The organism is Paraburkholderia ribeironis (assembly GCF_900019265.1).
Lineage (GTDB): Bacteria > Pseudomonadota > Gammaproteobacteria > Burkholderiales > Burkholderiaceae > Paraburkholderia > Paraburkholderia ribeironis.
This window is the reverse complement of the sequence record NZ_CYGX02000005.1, coordinates 200,632-216,050: the sequence shown is the minus strand read 5'-3', so window position 1 is coordinate 216,050 and position 15,419 is coordinate 200,632. Positions and strand designations below refer to the sequence as shown.

Genomic DNA, 15,419 nt, shown 5'->3' with positions numbered 1-15,419 from the left:
CGCGATGATCTGCCGCTTCGTTTCGGGAGCCGGAGGTGCCGGGCGCGGCAGGCCGTTAGTTGCATTAGGCGGCAGCGAACGATGCTCAGTCGCGTTCCATGAACATCACGCGTTACCGCGCCGCGCAAGCCTGTGCGCGCGACGCTGTCAGCCGATACCACGACCTGGGGATTGAATCTCGCGAAGCGCAATGCCCGCTGGCATGCGCCCGACCTGCCGATGGACGGCAAGGTCCACGCGGCGGTCGCGCTCGCGCGACCGGTCACGTCACACGATTGGCTGGCCAAAGGGCTCAGTATTTAACCGGTTGGAAAGTTAGCGGCCTCATTGGATAACCACCTCACCGCCGCGCATCTACCGCCCCGGTATCAGATACGCTTCATGTCCTTCGGCACGCCGAGCAACAACGCGATGCCACTGACGAACAACAACGCGGTCAGCAGATACAGCGCGTTATCCATGCTGCCGGTGTGCGTCTTGATCTGCCCGATCACCCAGGGACTGACGATCCCGCTAGTAATGCCGATGCTGCTGATCAACGCGATGCCGGCGGCCGCCCCCGTGCCGGACAGATAGCCCGACGGCACGGTCCAGAAGATCGGCAGCGCCGCGAAGATCAGCACCGCCGCGAGCGAGAGAATCGCGAGCATCGCGGGGAAGCTGCTCAGATGCAGCGTCAGCAGCGACAGCGCCACGCCGCCGCCGATCGTGCAAACGGCAAAATGCCGGCGGCGTTCGCCGCGCCGATCCGAATGACGCGCGATCAGAATCAGCCCCACTGCGCCGATCGCGTTCGGAATCACGGTGTACAGGCTGATCGCCAGAACATCGTGCACGCCGAAGTCGCGAATCATCAGCGGCATCCAGAAGTTCAAGGTCAAAGACGCGCAGGTCAGCGAGAAGTAGATGAACGCGAACAGATAGACGCGCGGATTGCCCAATGCCTGCACGAACGAGCGCGACGAATGCGCGTGCGCGGACGATCCGGCTCCGCGGTCTTCATCGCGTCGGGCAATCAGCTGCGCCTGTTCGGCAGCGGTAAGCCAGCTCGCGTGCTGCGGGCCATCCACCAGATAGAACGCGGCGATCAGACCGAGCACGATCGCGGGAGCGCCTTCGATCACGAACATCCACTGCCAGCCGAACAGCCCCAGCACGCCGCCCATGTCGCGCATGATCCAGCCGGACACGAGGCCGCCCAGCACACCCGCCACCGCGACGCCTGCGAAGAAGATCGACAGCACGGCCGCGCGCCGCCGCGCCGGATACCAGTACGTCAGATACAGCACGATGCCAGGAAAGAACCCCGCTTCGAACACGCCGAGCATGAAGCGCAGCACATAGAAATGCATCGGCGTCGACACGAACATCATGCCGACTGACGCCATGCCCCACAGCAGCATGATCCGCGTGAACGTGCGGCGCGCGCCGAAGCGCTCGAGCAAAAGGTTGCTCGGCACTTCGCACAGCACGTAGCCGACATAGAACACCGCCGCGCCGAGACCATACATCGCATCGCTGAAGCCCAGGTCGTGCTTCATCTGCAACTGCGCGAAGCCGATATTGATGCGATCGAGAAACGACACCACGTAGCACAGAAACAGAAACGGAATGATCCGTAGCGAGACCTTGCGATACAGCAGATCGTCGTGCGCGTCAGCGGATACGCCCGGCTCGAGCGCGGGGGCGAAAGATTGGCTCATCAGTTATCTCCAAACGTGAGGGTCCAACGGACCCGCTAGGTCCGGCGTCTTGATGCGCCGCTTGATTGTCTTCTGCTGGATCGGTACGCGCCCGCGTTGATGCGCCGCGTGGCCGCGTTGCCGGATTGGATGGCGCGCGGCACGAACGGCCACGCGCTCGCCTGCTTGCTTCTTCGCGCGGGATCAGGCCGCGAGCGGATGCGCGCCTACGCGTGCAACCGACGCGTTGACTACGCCTTCACGCGCATGTTGCATCGCTTCGATCAGCGTCGCGTGATCGCCGATGTGGTTGGCGAGCAGCAGGATCAGCTGCGCATTGGCCGACTGGCTCTGCGCATCGTCCAGATCGCGATGCATGTCGATCAACGCCTCGTAGAAATCGTCGGGGCGGGCGAGGTTCGGTTGCGTGTTCAGTGCCATGTCTGTCTCCAGCTGTCTTCTGTGATTGCTCCGCACGTGCTATGGATCGCACCGGCGCTCGCCTTCAGGCCGTACCTTCGACGCACAATGCGCGTTTGAGTGCATGCGCCACGGCGCCCGCATCGAGTTCGCGCCAACGCGCGCACACATGCTGGTCCGGACGAATCAGGTAGAACGCGCCGTGAGTTGCGTCGTAGCGCGCGCTTGCGAGGCCTTCGGTGTCGTGGACCACTCGCACGCCATCGAGTGCAGCGACTTGCGCGTCGCCACGCGTCACGACGACGAGCCTCAACGGAATCGACCCTGCACGCAGCGCATCCACTGCGGCCCGCATGCTCCGATCGATACCTTGCTCACCACAGAACAGCACGCCGGTGAATTGCTGGCCAAGTTGCCGCAGCAGCCAAGCGGGTTGCCCATCCACCTGCACCGGTGCATCGACGCACGATGCACCCGGCACCATCGCGCCGTCGAAGTGATCGCGATCCGCTGTATTCAGCGGGGAATCGCGCAACACCGCCGGCACCGACAACCGCCCACTATTGGTCAATTGCCGTGCGAACGGATGATGCCGCGCCAGCTTCAGCACGGCGTCGCGGAACACGCGGCTCACGGGGCTCTTCGGCGTAATAAAATCAGTGGAGCGCGTGGAATTGCGGATGTTTTCATCGGCGGCGAATTCGCGTTCGCTCGCATACGTGTCGAGCAGCGCATCGGACGCTTTGCCGTCGACTACCATCGCCAGCTTCCACGCGAGGTTCTCCGCATCCTGCACGCCGCTATTCGCGCCGCGTGCGCCGAACGGCGAAACGCCATGCGCGGAGTCGCCCGCAAACAGCACGTTGCCGTGCCGGAAGCGCTCCATCCGCAAGCATGAAAACGTGTAGACGCTGACCCATTCCAGTTCAAACTTCGCGTCCGCGCCGAGCAGTGCGCGCACGCGCGGAATCACGCGCTCCGGGGTCTTTTCCAGCGCGGGGTCGGCGTCCCATCCCAACTGGAAATCGATCCGCCACACGTTGTCGGGCTGACGATGCAGCAACACCGATTGATTCGGGTGAAACGGCGGATCGAACCAGAACCAGCGCTCGGTCGGAAAGTCCGCTTCCATCTTGACGTCAGCAATCAGGAAGCGATCCTTGAACGTCACGCCCTTGCTGTCGAGTCCCATCAGATTGCGCATCGGACTGCGCGAGCCGTCGGCGGCGACCACGTAACGGCCGTGCAACGGATACTGCCCGTTCGGTGTGTCGACCGTCAGCGTCACGCTTGCATCACAGGTGCCCGGCGTGCCGTTCTGCTGCACGCCGACCACTTTGCTCTTCCAGCGGATCTCGAGATTCGGCATCGCCTGCGCACGTTCGAGCAGAAAGCCCTCAACGTAGTACTGCTGCAGGTTGATGAACGCGGGCCGGTGGTGGCCTGCTTCCGGTTGCAGATTGAACGTGTACACCAGTTCGTCTTTCAGAAACACCTTGCCGACATTCCAGCTGATGCCCTTGTCCACCATCCGCTGGCCGCATCCGAGGCGATCGAAGATATCGAGCGTGCGCTTCGAAAAGCAGATCGCCCGCGATCCTGTGGACAACGAACAATCGTCATCGACCAGCACGACCGGCACGCCCTGCTGCGCAACATCGATCGCGGTGGCAAGGCCCACCGGCCCCGCGCCGACCACGATCACCGGATAGACCGCCTGCTGCGCATCGCCTTGCGCGCCCTGTTCACGGCACGGCTGGTATTCGAACGACAGCGTCTGGTAGTTGATGCTCATCTTGTGTCTCCATCCATCTCTGCTCTGCGTCGCGATGTTTGCGTTCCTGTCAGGCTTGCAGCGCGTCCCACATGTCCTTGTCACGCTGCGCGGTCCAGATGCGCGGATGCGTGATGCCGCTCGCTTCGTCGAAAGCGCGTGACACGTCGAACGGCAGGCAATGCTCGTAGATGAACACATGGCCGAACTTCGGGTCCATCGCCTTGCGCGCGAGCGCCATCGCGGCCTTTAGATCGAGCTTCTGCGCGACGGCTTCACGGCCCTGTTGCAGCAGCGTGGTGACAAAATCCTTCGTGTAATCGAGACCTTTGTTGACCTCGTCCGGTGTGGTCAGCGCAGGACCGCGGCCCGGCACCAGCTTCTCGGCGTTGAGCGCGCGCAACGCTTCGAGCGTGGCCGGCCATTGCTCGAGTTGCGCGTCGCCGCAATAACAGGCGGCGTCGTACTCGACGAGATCGCCGGAGAACAGCACCTTCTGCGACGGCAGCCACACCACCGTGTCGCCCTTCGTATGACCCGCGCCCAGATGCGCGATGCGCACTTCGAGCTTGCCGAGGAACAGCGTGATTTCCTTGTCGAACACGAGCGTCGGCCACGTCAGGCCCGGCACTGTTTCGACGCCGGCAAACAGACGCGGGAAGCGTTCGATTTCCGACTTCATGTCCGCCTCGCCGCGCTCGACGATCATTTCGTACGTGCCGCGGCTCGCGATCACCTGCTGCGCGCCTTCGGCGAAATACGCCGACGCGCCGAGCACGCGCACCGCGTGATAGTGCGACAGCACGACGTATTTGATCGGCTTGTCGGTGACACTGCGAATCCTGGCGATCAGGTCTTGCGCCATGGCCGGCGTGGCAGTGGTGTCGACGATCAGCACGCCGTCGTCGCCGATGATCACGCCCGAGTTCGGGTCGCCCTCGGCGGTGTACGCGTAGGCGTTCTCGGACAGCTGGGTCCACGTGATTTTCTTGACTTCCAGATCGGCCTGCGATGCGAATGCCTTTGCCATGCTCGTCTCCCTCAAAAGTTGGACGTGAGGCGAGACGGCCGGCTGCGCAGTGCCGCGCAAGCCAACGGTATTGGAGGATTGTCTCGCCCCGTTTCGATTCTGTACTGCGGACTCTGTAACTGCGCCGTTGTGTCGGGGTGAATGCATCTTATGGCCGCGCCAGTTTATTTGTCAATAGCGAAATGTATCGCTATACGCAAATTCATGGTCACCTATGATGGGAGCAGGCTGACGCGGGCATTCGGTTAACATGGACCCTTTTTACGGACGAGCGCGGGTGTGAGCAAAGCAGCGAAATCGGCCACCGGCAAAGGCGCGGGTGGCGGCGAGACGGCGGACGGCGGCAAGACGCAGCGCGGCATCCAGAGCGTCGAGGTGGGCGGCCGCGTGTTGCTGGCGCTCGCCCAGGCGCGCGCTCCGCTGGCCTTGTCCGATCTCGCCAGCGCCGCGCAGATCGCGCCCGGACAGGCGCACGCGTATCTGGTGAGCCTGACTCGTCTCGGGCTCATCAAGCGCGACGAACTATCGGGCCGTTATGAACCGGGGCCGCTGTCATTGCGGCTCGGTTTGCTGCACCTCGAAAGCCAGCCGGCGTTTCGCGCCGCCGTGCCGCGCGTTGCGGCGCTGGCCGAGGCAATCGGGTTCAGCGTCGCGATCTGTATTGCCGGACCGCAGGGGCCGACCATCGTCCGCTATGAGCACGCGGGCTTTCCGCTGCACGTCAATTTGCATGTGGGCACGGTGATGTCGCTGCCGGCCACATCGACGGGACGCGTGTTTTGCGCGTTTTTGCCGCGCGACGTGCTCGACGCGATGTGGGCGAATCAGTCGGGCGTCGCCAACAGCGCGATGACGCCGCCCGGCGAGCGCGCCGCGTTCGACGCGGCATTGCGCAGGATTCGCGCACGCGGCCTGGAATCGAGCGTGGATGCGCCGAGCCCGGGCATCAGCAGCATCAGCGCGCCGGTGCAGGATATTGACGGCCACCTGTCGCTCGCGTTGACGGTGATCGGCTCGACCGGCGCGATCGACGTCACCGCCGACGGCCCGATCGCTCGCGCACTGCGGGCCACAGCGCACGACATCGGCGCTGCACTGGCGTCCGCCCCTTCCGTGATCGCCTCTTCCCTATCGTGACCGATTCTCCCGACCGCTCTCCCACTCATTCCGCCGATGTGAAACCGCAGCGCGGCATCCAGTCGCTCGACAGCACCGGCGAATTGCTGACGGCACTGGTCGCGGCGGCACGTCCGTTGAGCTTGCGCGATCTCGCGGCCGCAGCCGGCATGCCGCCGGCCAAGGCGTTTCCGCATCTGGTGAGTCTGCTGAAAATCGGTCTGCTCGATCGCGACGCGTCGGGTTGTTTCGCCGCCGGGCCGCTCGCGCTGGAGTTGGGCCTGATCGGCTTGCAGCGCCTGTCGCCGACGCGCGAGGCGGAGCCCGAAGTGATCGAACTGGCGGCATCGACCGGGATGAGCGTCGCAATGGCGGTGCTCGGGCCGCTCGGGCCGACCGTCGTGCGTCTCGAGGAATCGGCGCGGCCGCTGCATGTGAGCTTGCGGGTCGGCACGGTGATGTCGCTGGTGAACACGGCGATCGGCCGTGTGTTCGCGGCGTACGTCGCCGACGATGTACGCGCGGGACTGCTGGCGCAGGATCATTTGCGGCTGGCGGGTGCGGATGTGGCGGAGGTTTTCACGGCGACGGCCGCGCCGGCGGCAGCGGCAGCGGCGGAACACAGCGCGACCGACGTTGCACGCCGGGCGCATGCAGCGCCTGGATCGGCGCCGCTCGCCAAAGCGTACGCGCAACGTCTTGCGCAAATCCGTACGGACGACATCGACACGGCGCTGAGCCGGCCCGTGCCCGGTATCGACACGTTGGCTGCGCCGGTGTTCGATCACACCGGCAGCATCTGCCTCGTGCTCGCGTTGATGGGGCCGAGCGGCAGCTTCGATAGCAAGCCCGCAGGCCAGCCGGCGCAGACACTGCGCGCAGCGACGGCGAGGTTGTCGCGTAGATTTGGTTGGATTGCGGCGATCGGCGAAGCGTGAGTGAGAAAGCGCCGGCAAGCGCGCTAGATCAATCAGCGAAACCAGGCTAGGTGGGTCAGTTTCTGCAGGCCTGCCGCCCTCGGGCAGCGACACGCGCGCTGGCACGACGCAGCCGATCAATCACCCGCCCTCTCCGGCTCATGCGATGCCAACCTCGCCTTCGCATGGCGCATCTTTTCGAGCGTCTTCGGACCGGCCTTGAGCGCGACACCGATCGCAAGCGCATCCATGATGCACAGATGCACGAGCCGCGACACGCCCGGCGTATTCGGATCGACCGGACTCGGCACGCGCAACAGCAGCGCAATATCGACGAGCCACGCGAGCCGCGAGCCGACGTTGGTCAACGCAATCGTCGTCGCGCCGCGCTCCTTGGCGATCTGAATGGCTTCATTCACTTCGACGCTGCGCCCCGAGTGCGAAATCGCGAAAGCCACATCGCCCGGCTCCATCAGACCCGCGTAGAGCCGCTGCAGATGACCATCCGTAAAAGCGGTCGACGCGATATCGATACGCAGGAACCGTAGCGCCGCATCTTGCGCAACCAGCCCCGAACCGGAACCCACGCCGAAAAAGAACACCCGCCCGGCGCTCGCCAACGCGGCGATCGCGCTCTCGACCACCGCCGGGTCGAGCGCAGCGCACGCATGAGTAATACCGTCGATCGCCGCCTCGCCGACCTTCTCCATCAACGTCTGCACGTCGTCGTTACGCACCACCGCCGTCGACGCGTATGGCATGCCGCCCGCCACGCTCTGCGCGAGTTGCATCTTGAAGTCGCGCAGACCATGCGCGCCGATCGCGCGGCAAAAGCGCGTGACCGAAGGCTCGGACACGTCCGCGCGCTGCGCCAGTTCGGTGATGCTCGCGCGCATCGCGAAGTCGACGTCATCCAACACCATGTCGGCGACCTTGCGTTCGGCGGGCCGCAAACTGGCCAGTGCACTGCGGATGTGGGGAATCAAGTTCGGTGCGGACACCCGGTGTTCCTTAAGGGTTAAACGAATCCGCGTCGCTCGCAGCTTCAGTCAGCTTGAATGGCTTCAAGCGGCAACACGCGGTTCAGACCAGTCTGCGTCCACTCTCCGTGTCGAACAGATGAATATGTTCGGCCGGCAAACGCAGCGCGACGCGCTGACCGGGCTCGACCTGCGAGCGCTGGCGAGTCGTCACGCACCACGTGTTGCCGCCTATTTTCCCGTACAAATGCGTCTCCGCGCCAGTCGGCTCGATCACTTCGACTTCCATCATGGTGTCCGGCGCCTGCGTGATGGTTTCGATGTGTTCGGGCCGCACGCCGAGCGTGACCTTCGCGCCGGCCCTGGCGCTTGCCGGCGCACGCTCCAACACGATCTCGCTGCCATCGGCGAGTTTCAATGCGACGCCCGCGCCTTGCGGGCGATTCACGATCACCCCCTCGGCGAAATTCATCGACGGCGAGCCGAGGAAGCTGGCGACGAACAGATTGGCCGGATGATCGTATAGCTCCAGCGGACGACCGATCTGCTCGATGCGCCCCGCGTTCATCACGACGATCCGGTCGGCCATCGTCATCGCTTCGATCTGATCGTGCGTGACGTAGATCACCGTATTCTTCAGCCGCTGATGCAGCGCCTTGATTTCCGTGCGCATCTGCACGCGCAGCTTGGCGTCGAGATTCGAGAGCGGTTCGTCGAACAGGAACAGTGACGGCTCGCGTACCACTGCGCGGCCCATCGCCACGCGTTGCCGCTGACCGCCCGACAGCGCGCGAGGCAACCGGTCAAGGTAACCGTTAAGGTTCAGCATCTTCGCGGCGGCTTCGATCCGCGGCTTGAAACTCGTCGAGGATTCCTTACGAATTCGCGGCCCGAACGCAATGTTCTCGTAGACCGACAAATGCGGATAGAGCGCGTAGCTCTGAAACACCATCGAGATATTGCGTTGCTGCGGCGCGAGGCTATTCGCCCGGGTGCCGCCGATCATCAGATCGCCGCCGCTGATCTCCTCGAGCCCCGCCACCATCCGCATCAGCGTGCTCTTGCCGCAGCCCGACGGCCCGACCAGCACGACGAACTCGCCGTCGTCGATGTGCAGGTCGATGCCGTGCACCACCTGGGTGTCGCCGTAGCGTTTGAAGATGCCACTCAGTTGCACTGCTGCCATGCTGTCCTCGTTGTCATGCTGCGTTGTTCAGGGGCGGGGGCGGTTCACAGCGATTCGAGCGTCAGTTCTTCCGCCATCGGCCGGTTGCCGGCCATCAGACCGCCATCGACCGGCAAGGCGACGCCGGTAATCACGCGCGCCATCGGCGACGCGAGAAACAGCACCGCATCGGCGATGTCGTCGGGCGTCGCGAAGTCGCGCAACGGGTACCACTTCTTCAGATCCTCGAAGACCTGCGGATTTTTATCGACGCGTGCCTGCCACGCCTGGGTCTTCACGGTGCCCGGACACACGATGTTGGCGCGAATCCCATAGCGGCCCAGTTCGATCGCCAGCGCCTTCGTATAGCTGATCAGTCCAGCCTTCGCCGCGCTGTACGCCGGATGGCCGAGCGCCGCGAGCCCATTCACCGAGCCGATCAGCACCAGCGCGCCGCGCTGCCGCTCGATCATCGATGCACGCACCGCTTCCACCGTGTGATACGTGCCGTTCAGATTCAGATGGATATCGCGTTGCCAGCTCGCGACATCGGTGGTGGCGAGCGTCGCCCCCGCCGCCGCGCCCGCATTGGCGACCAGCACGTCGACCGGCCCACGGATCTTGACCGCGTCGGCCACCGCCTGCTGCACTGCGGCGGCGTCGCCCAGATCGACGGCGATCGGCGTGACGTGCGCCGCGCCGAGTTGTGCGGTCAACGCATGCAACGCGGCCGCGTCGATGTCGAGCGCCAGCACCGTGTCGCCCTCGTCCACGAAGCGCTTGCACAACACGCTGCCGATGCCGCCGCACGCGCCCGTAACCAACACCACACGATTCATGTCCGCCTCACTCGTCGACCACGCCGCCACCGCGCCGGCCCTGTAAATTTCCTACAAATGCGACAGCGACCCGACCTCGGGTCATCCCGAAGACTGGGCACGCGCGACATCGCAGTTTGCAAAATATGCCGTGCTGTACAGCATCTTATGCACAAAACCGGATTAGAAAAAATATCGCAGACCCTACGTGACAAGCTATTTTGTGTCATGTAGGATTTTTTCAAACAAGTCAACCCACGCGGCCGGCGACGGCAGCAGACCACCCCCCACCATCGTTGGATGGGACCGGAGTAAGTACTAAAGCATGGGACTGGAATAGGCGCTAAAGCGCCAACTCCGGATCGGCACGCTAAAGCGCTAACTCCGATCGACACAGGAGAGAGAGAATGTCGTTGCATGCCCGTGCTTCCCACGCGCTCGGCAAAGTTGCCGTGGCGCTCGCCTTCGCAGGTATCGCCGTCGCGGCTCACGCCGAGACGGTCCGCGTCACCGTCGCGCACTACAGCGATGCGACCGCGCCGTACTTCGAAAAAATGGCCCGCAACTTCGAGAAAGCCAATCCCGGCACGACCATCAAGATCGAAGATGTGAACTGGGACACGCTGCAACAGAAGCTACAGACGGACATTTCCGGCAACGCCAACGCCGACCTCGCGATCGTCGGCACGCGCTGGCTGCTCGACTTCGTGAAGGACGACGTGGCCGAGCCGCTCGACGGTTATATGGACTCGAGCTTCAAGGGCCGCTTCATAGGTCCGTTCCTCGCGCCGGGTGAAATCAACGGCAAGGTGTACGGTCTGCCGATCGCCGCATCCGCACGTGCGCTCTACTACAACAAGGACCTGCTCGCGAAGGTCGGCTACCCGGACGGCCCGAAAACCTGGAACGACGTGATCGATGCGTCGAAGAAGCTGAAGGCGCAAGGCATTGCCGGCTTCGGCCTGCAGGGCAAGGAAATCGAAACCGACGTCTACTATTACTACGCGCTGTGGACCGCAGGCGGCGACGTAGTCGGCAAGGATGGCAAGGCGGCGTTCAATTCGCCGGCCGGCGTCAAGGCGGCCACGCTTTACAAGTCGATGATCGACCAGGGGCTGACGCAGCCGGGCGTGACCGGCTACAGCCGCGAAGACGTGCAGAACCTGTTCAAGCAGGGCCGCGTCGCGATGGTGATTTCGGCGCCGTTCCTCGCCAAGCAGATCAAGAAGGAAGCGCCGAACCTCAAGTACGGCATCGATCCGGTCCCGATGGGCACGACGCACGCCACCTACGCGGTCACGGACTCGATCGTGATGTTCAAGAACTCGAAGGTGAAGAAGACCGCATGGAAGTTCCTCGACTATCTGTTCACGAAGGAACCGCGCGTCGAGTTCACCAAGACCGAGGGCTTCCTGCCGACCACCAAGGCCGAGGCGACCGATCCGGCGTTCAACGATCCGGACACCAAGGCGTTCGTCGCCTTGCTGCCGACCGCCCACTTCGCACCGACCGTAACGGGCTGGGAAGACACCGCGAAGGCTGTGACCGATTCAATGCAGTCGATCTATCTCGGCAAGGCCCAGCCCGCTGAAGCATTGAACACGGCGGCCACGCAAGCCAACAAGTCGCTCGGTCACTGATCCGCCGTGCTTGCGCAGTAACTCTGTAGTGAACCGCTGCACACGGAACGCGCGCCGCCGCTGCCAAAGGTGGTGCGCGTTCGGTCTCATGCATCCGATGCACTATCCGATCCCTCCCGTCGCGCACGCCGATAAGCATGGACACGTCTTACGATCGAGCACGCATGAGCCGTTCCGCTTTTTCGCGGCTGCAAGCGCCATGGCTGCTGATTGCGCCGAGTCTGGTACTGGCGCTGTTCATCATCAGCTATCCGATTTTCAACATCATCTGGCAGTCGCTGCATGATGTGTCGCGCTTCGGCGCAATTCGCGATTTCACCGGTCTGCAGAATTTCCTGACCGTCTTCGAAGACCCGGTGTTTCTCGCCTCCACCCGTCGCACGCTCATCTGGACCGTGTGCGTGGTCGGCGGCACGGTGCTGATCTCGGTGCCCGTGGCACTGGTGCTGAATCAGGATTTCCACGGACGCGGCGTGGCGCGCACGATCGTCATGCTGCCATGGTCCGTTTCGCTGACGATGACCGCCGTGGTCTGGCGCTGGGCCTTCAACGACGACTACGGGATGGTCAATGTCACGTTGCAGCGGATGGGATTGATCAGTGGTCCGATCCATTGGCTCGCGACGCCGGAGTTCGCGTTTCCAGTGGAGATCGCGGTCGGCATCCTGGTGTCGATTCCGTTTACGGTGACGATCCTGCTGGGCGGATTGTCGTCGGTGCCGGGCGATATTTACGAAGCGGCGCGCATCGATGGCGCGAGCGCGTGGCAGCAGTTTCGTCAGCTGACCATGCCGCTCTTGCGTCCGTTCATTAACATGGCGATTCTGTTGAACGTGATCTACGTGTTCAACTCTTTCCCGATCATCTGGGTGATGACGCAAGGCGGCCCGGACAATAGTACGCATATTCTCGTCACGTATCTGTACGAGCTTGGTTTCCGGCTCGGGCGCCCTGGCGAGGCCGCCGCGGTTTCGCTGATCATGCTCGTCATGCTGTTCGTGTTCTCGATCGCCTATCTGCGTCTGCAGCCTGCAAAAGAAGGAGAGCCATCATGAACCTCAGCGCCAAGACGAAGCGCTCGTTGTGGTGCTGGCTCGCGCTGTCGCCAATGGTGGTCGTGGTGCTGTTTCCGTTCGCGGTCATGCTGTTTACCGCGTTAAAGCCCGCTGCCGAGATTTTTGTCTATCCGGCGCGCTGGCTGCCTATGCAATGGCAGTGGCGCAATTTCGTCGATATGTGGGAGGCCGCCAATTTCGGCGTGGCGTTGCGCAATAGCACGATCATCAGCTTGCTGTCGACGCTGCTGGCGCTCGCGGTGAGCTTGCCGGCCGCTTATGCGCTGGCGCGCTTCCCGTTTCGCGGACGCGGCCTGTACCGGCAGTTTCTGCTCGTCACGCAGATGTTGTCGCCGATCCTGCTGGTCGTGGGTCTGTTCCGGCTGGCCGCGATGATTCCTTTCGGCGATGGGAATCTGGTCGACACGAAGATCAGCGTGATCGTGTCTTATGCGGCCTTCAATATCGCGTTTGCGGTATGGATGCTGTCGTCGTACTTTCAGACGGTGCCGCGAGATCTGGAAGAGTCGGCCTGGCTGGAAGGGTGCGGACGAACGAGAGCCGTATTCAAGGTGTTCCTGCCGCTCGCGGTGCCTGCGATCGTCGTGACTGCGATCTTCACGTTCATCAACGCGTGGAACGAGTTCGCCGTGGTGTACACGTTGATCCGTTCGCCGGAGAACAAGACGCTCACCGTGCAGGTCACGGATATGGTTGCGGGGAAATACGTCGTCGAATGGCATCTGGTGATGGCCGCGACGCTGGGCGCAACCTTGCCGGTGTCGATCGTGTTCGCCTGGCTGCAGCGGTATCTGGTGAAGGGCCTGGCGCTGGGAGCGGTGAAGTGAGTTTCACGCGACGCGGCTGAACTGCATCAAGTCCGACTGTGCCGACTGTGCTGACTGTGTGGCGGCTCGTCCTTTCAACTCGAATCAGACGGCGCCGCACAGTCACCGCATGGGATGCGGTCTCATTGCGCGTCGCGCATTCCTCGCATTATTCGGTGCCGCGCACAATGCGCAGATCGCGCTCGACGCCATCACCCAACGCTTCGAGCGCTTTCTTGTAGGCATCGCTTTCGTATGCGGCGACCGCCTGCTCGTACGTCGCGAACTCGATCACGACCGTGCGCTCCTTCAAGCCCTGCTCGCGCGCCTCGTCGGCTACACCGCGCACGATGAACTTGCCACCCGCTGCCGCCACGGCGGGCGCAGCGAGCTGTGCATACGCGGCGAGCTTCTGCGCGTCGTTCGTCTTGCGATAGCTGGTCACCCAATATCCTTTGCTCATCTGACTCTCCTTTGTTCTACGGTTCAAAAGCACTCGCGGGCTTACATGGTAGCAAAGCAGGCTGATGTCGCAGCAATCCACGCGCGATGATCGGGCGATGACGCGCTATGTCGAGTGCGTGCGCGATGCAGCGAAATGGGCGCGTCGCGCTGCCCGACGATGCGGGCCACGACGACGCGTTGCCCATCGCTGAAGCGCAGTGAGAGAGCGAGTGCGGCCGGAGCATCGCCGCACGCGCCAGGTGAAGTGAAGTGAAGTGAAGTGAAATGAACTGAAGTGACGCGAAGCGCTACGCCGCAACGCGCCTGCAAACTGACCGCTTAATCGTAGTGACGATGCTTGTGATGGCGGTGGTTCGAACCATAGCTGCGGGAGTAGTCGTCGTTCGCGTACGAGTTGGAACGCGAGATGTTGCCGCCGAGCGCCGAACCCGCGCCGCCGCCCACCGCCGCGCCGACGAGACCGCCCGCGCGGCCGCCCATCGCATTGCCGGCCGCCGTGCCCGCGCCGCCGCCGAGCGCGCCGCCGATGATCGCACCAGTGCGCTCCCTGCGGTTCGATGTGACCGCGCCACCGGCACCGCCGCCCACCGCGCCGCCGATCACGGCACCCGTGCTGCCGCCTACCGCGCCACCCACCGCAGCGCCGGCCACACCGCCGAGCGCGCCGCCAAGCATGTTGTTCATATCGCCGGCCATCGCCGACAACGATGCCGCAGCAGTCAACGCGGCAACGGCAACCATCTGAATGATTTTCTTCGACATAGGAGGTGTTTGGTTTTCTTGAGACGGCGCCGAGTATAGCCCGTCTTCCGAAAGGGCTTTGTAACCGCCCGGGCTCGCCTCGGTAAGACCTGTAACAAAATAATCGCGGCGCGATGGGAAGGGAATTTGGAGCGAGCGGTATCACCCGTATCGCCCTTCGTGGCGGAGATGCTCAGCGTCCCATACGCCGATCGTAGCTGCGCGAGATGCGATCGAGCAGCGTGGGGTCGCGCGTGTTGCTCGAGTTGAACTGGACGACTACGCTGCCATCGGCTTGTTGGCGCACGGTCGCTGTCACGACGCTACCGTTGAGTTCGCCCACGATGTTGCCGCTGCCTGGGTCCTGGACGTTAAGCGCCAGGCCCTCATCGCGCATTGCGCCCGCCGCAGCGGAAAAGGATCGATTGAAGCTGGCCGGTGCCGTGACGACGGTACCTGGCGGCGCCGCATAGTACGGACCATAGTACGGACATCCCGTCAGGGTCAGCAGGCAAGCGCAGACGCCGACCAAAAGAAAGCCCTTGAAGGTGCCCCGCTCGCCCGCGTGAGATTGCCGCCTGGTCGATTGAGTCATCGTTGTTCTCCTCAATTGAAAACGACGCCCTGCAACGCACAAACGCTTGCCACATTGAACTGAACATTCGAGGGAAAACATCGGCTGCCAGTGCTTCAGTCGCCGCAACCGCGACGCCACATCGGCCGTGCCGATGACTCACTCGTTCCTGTCGTCTTTTGCATGCCTGAACTATTCTAGCTGTGGGAGACGGT

General features: G+C 63.3%; 16 protein-coding genes. 6 read left to right on the top strand and 10 right to left on the bottom strand.

Features of this window, described 5'->3' with window-relative positions; all coding sequences use genetic code 11:
* The first annotated feature begins 171 nt into the window (after positions 1 to 171).
* The gene (locus tag BN2475_RS36160; RefSeq protein ID WP_281254172.1) at positions 172 to 303 is read left to right on the top strand and encodes a hypothetical protein; all 132 of its coding nucleotides are present in this window, start codon (positions 172 to 174) and stop codon (positions 301 to 303) included.
* Between the two features lie 65 nt (positions 304 to 368).
* Here the strand turns inward: BN2475_RS36160 and BN2475_RS02365 are convergent, their stop codons facing one another.
* From BN2475_RS02365 to BN2475_RS02350, 4 genes are all read right to left on the bottom strand, one after another.
* The gene (locus BN2475_RS02365; protein WP_094777965.1) at positions 369 to 1,703 is read right to left on the bottom strand and encodes an MFS transporter; all 1,335 of its coding nucleotides are present in this window, start codon (positions 1,701 to 1,703) and stop codon (positions 369 to 371) included.
* Between the two features lie 183 nt (positions 1,704 to 1,886).
* Complete coding sequence (locus BN2475_RS02360) at positions 1,887 to 2,123, bottom strand: DUF2783 domain-containing protein (RefSeq protein WP_094777964.1); 237 nt, start codon at positions 2,121 to 2,123, stop codon at positions 1,887 to 1,889.
* Positions 2,124 to 2,187: 64 nt separating this feature from the next.
* The gene (locus BN2475_RS02355) at positions 2,188 to 3,897 is read right to left on the bottom strand and encodes an FAD-dependent oxidoreductase (protein WP_094777963.1); all 1,710 of its coding nucleotides are present in this window, start codon (positions 3,895 to 3,897) and stop codon (positions 2,188 to 2,190) included.
* 49 nt (positions 3,898 to 3,946) lie between these two features.
* On the bottom strand, positions 3,947 to 4,906 hold the full coding sequence (locus tag BN2475_RS02350) for an MBL fold metallo-hydrolase (RefSeq protein ID WP_094777962.1): 960 nt from the start codon (positions 4,904 to 4,906) through the stop codon (positions 3,947 to 3,949).
* A 279-nt stretch (positions 4,907 to 5,185) separates the two neighbouring features.
* Here BN2475_RS02350 and BN2475_RS02345 point away from each other — a divergent pair, with 279 nt between their 5' ends.
* A complete protein-coding gene (locus BN2475_RS02345; RefSeq protein ID WP_094777961.1) occupies positions 5,186 to 6,043 on the top strand; it encodes an IclR family transcriptional regulator in 858 nt (285 codons plus the stop codon).
* Positions 6,040 to 6,960 (top strand): IclR family transcriptional regulator, encoded by a 921-nt coding sequence (locus BN2475_RS02340; RefSeq protein WP_094777960.1) that lies wholly within the window; start codon positions 6,040 to 6,042, stop codon positions 6,958 to 6,960. Before BN2475_RS02345 ends, BN2475_RS02340 begins: the two co-directional genes overlap by 4 nt.
* A 116-nt stretch (positions 6,961 to 7,076) precedes the next feature.
* Here the strand turns inward: BN2475_RS02340 and BN2475_RS02335 are convergent, their stop codons facing one another.
* The 3 genes from BN2475_RS02335 to BN2475_RS02325 all read right to left on the bottom strand — a co-directional run bounded on the left by BN2475_RS02335 (position 7,077) and on the right by BN2475_RS02325 (position 9,923).
* The gene (locus tag BN2475_RS02335; protein ID WP_094777959.1) at positions 7,077 to 7,940 is read right to left on the bottom strand and encodes a MurR/RpiR family transcriptional regulator; all 864 of its coding nucleotides are present in this window, start codon (positions 7,938 to 7,940) and stop codon (positions 7,077 to 7,079) included.
* An 82-nt stretch (positions 7,941 to 8,022) separates the two neighbouring features.
* Positions 8,023 to 9,105 carry an ABC transporter ATP-binding protein gene (locus tag BN2475_RS02330; RefSeq protein WP_094777958.1) on the bottom strand — a complete coding sequence of 361 codons (1,083 nt, stop codon included), beginning with the start codon at positions 9,103 to 9,105 and terminating at the stop codon, positions 8,023 to 8,025.
* A 44-nt stretch (positions 9,106 to 9,149) separates the two neighbouring features.
* Positions 9,150 to 9,923 (bottom strand): SDR family oxidoreductase, encoded by a 774-nt coding sequence (locus BN2475_RS02325; protein WP_094778023.1) that lies wholly within the window; start codon positions 9,921 to 9,923, stop codon positions 9,150 to 9,152.
* Between the two features lie 386 nt (positions 9,924 to 10,309).
* On the opposite strand from BN2475_RS02325, the gene BN2475_RS02320 reads away from it, so the two are divergent.
* The 3 genes from BN2475_RS02320 to BN2475_RS02310 all read left to right on the top strand — a co-directional run bounded on the left by BN2475_RS02320 (position 10,310) and on the right by BN2475_RS02310 (position 13,445).
* A complete protein-coding gene (locus BN2475_RS02320) occupies positions 10,310 to 11,542 on the top strand; it encodes an ABC transporter substrate-binding protein (RefSeq protein WP_094777957.1) in 1,233 nt (410 codons plus the stop codon).
* Between the two features lie 164 nt (positions 11,543 to 11,706).
* A complete protein-coding gene (locus BN2475_RS02315; protein WP_094777956.1) occupies positions 11,707 to 12,597 on the top strand; it encodes a carbohydrate ABC transporter permease in 891 nt (296 codons plus the stop codon).
* Positions 12,594 to 13,445, top strand: coding sequence for a carbohydrate ABC transporter permease (locus BN2475_RS02310; protein WP_094777955.1), 852 nt, complete (start codon positions 12,594 to 12,596; stop codon positions 13,443 to 13,445). The genes BN2475_RS02315 and BN2475_RS02310 overlap by 4 nt, the downstream gene beginning before the upstream one ends.
* A gap of 148 nt (positions 13,446 to 13,593) precedes the next feature.
* Here BN2475_RS02310 and BN2475_RS02305 read toward each other — a convergent pair whose 3' ends face one another.
* The 3 genes from BN2475_RS02305 to BN2475_RS02295 all read right to left on the bottom strand — a co-directional run bounded on the left by BN2475_RS02305 (position 13,594) and on the right by BN2475_RS02295 (position 15,225).
* The gene (locus BN2475_RS02305; RefSeq protein WP_094777954.1) at positions 13,594 to 13,887 is read right to left on the bottom strand and encodes a DUF1330 domain-containing protein; all 294 of its coding nucleotides are present in this window, start codon (positions 13,885 to 13,887) and stop codon (positions 13,594 to 13,596) included.
* Between the two features lie 320 nt (positions 13,888 to 14,207).
* Entirely contained in the window at positions 14,208 to 14,651 is a 444-nt protein-coding gene (locus BN2475_RS02300) for a hypothetical protein (RefSeq protein ID WP_094777953.1), read from the bottom strand.
* 172 nt (positions 14,652 to 14,823) lie between these two features.
* Positions 14,824 to 15,225: a hypothetical protein gene (locus BN2475_RS02295; protein WP_094777952.1), complete on the bottom strand. Its 402-nt coding sequence runs from the start codon at positions 15,223 to 15,225 to the stop codon at positions 14,824 to 14,826.
* Positions 15,226 to 15,419: the final 194 nt, after the last annotated feature.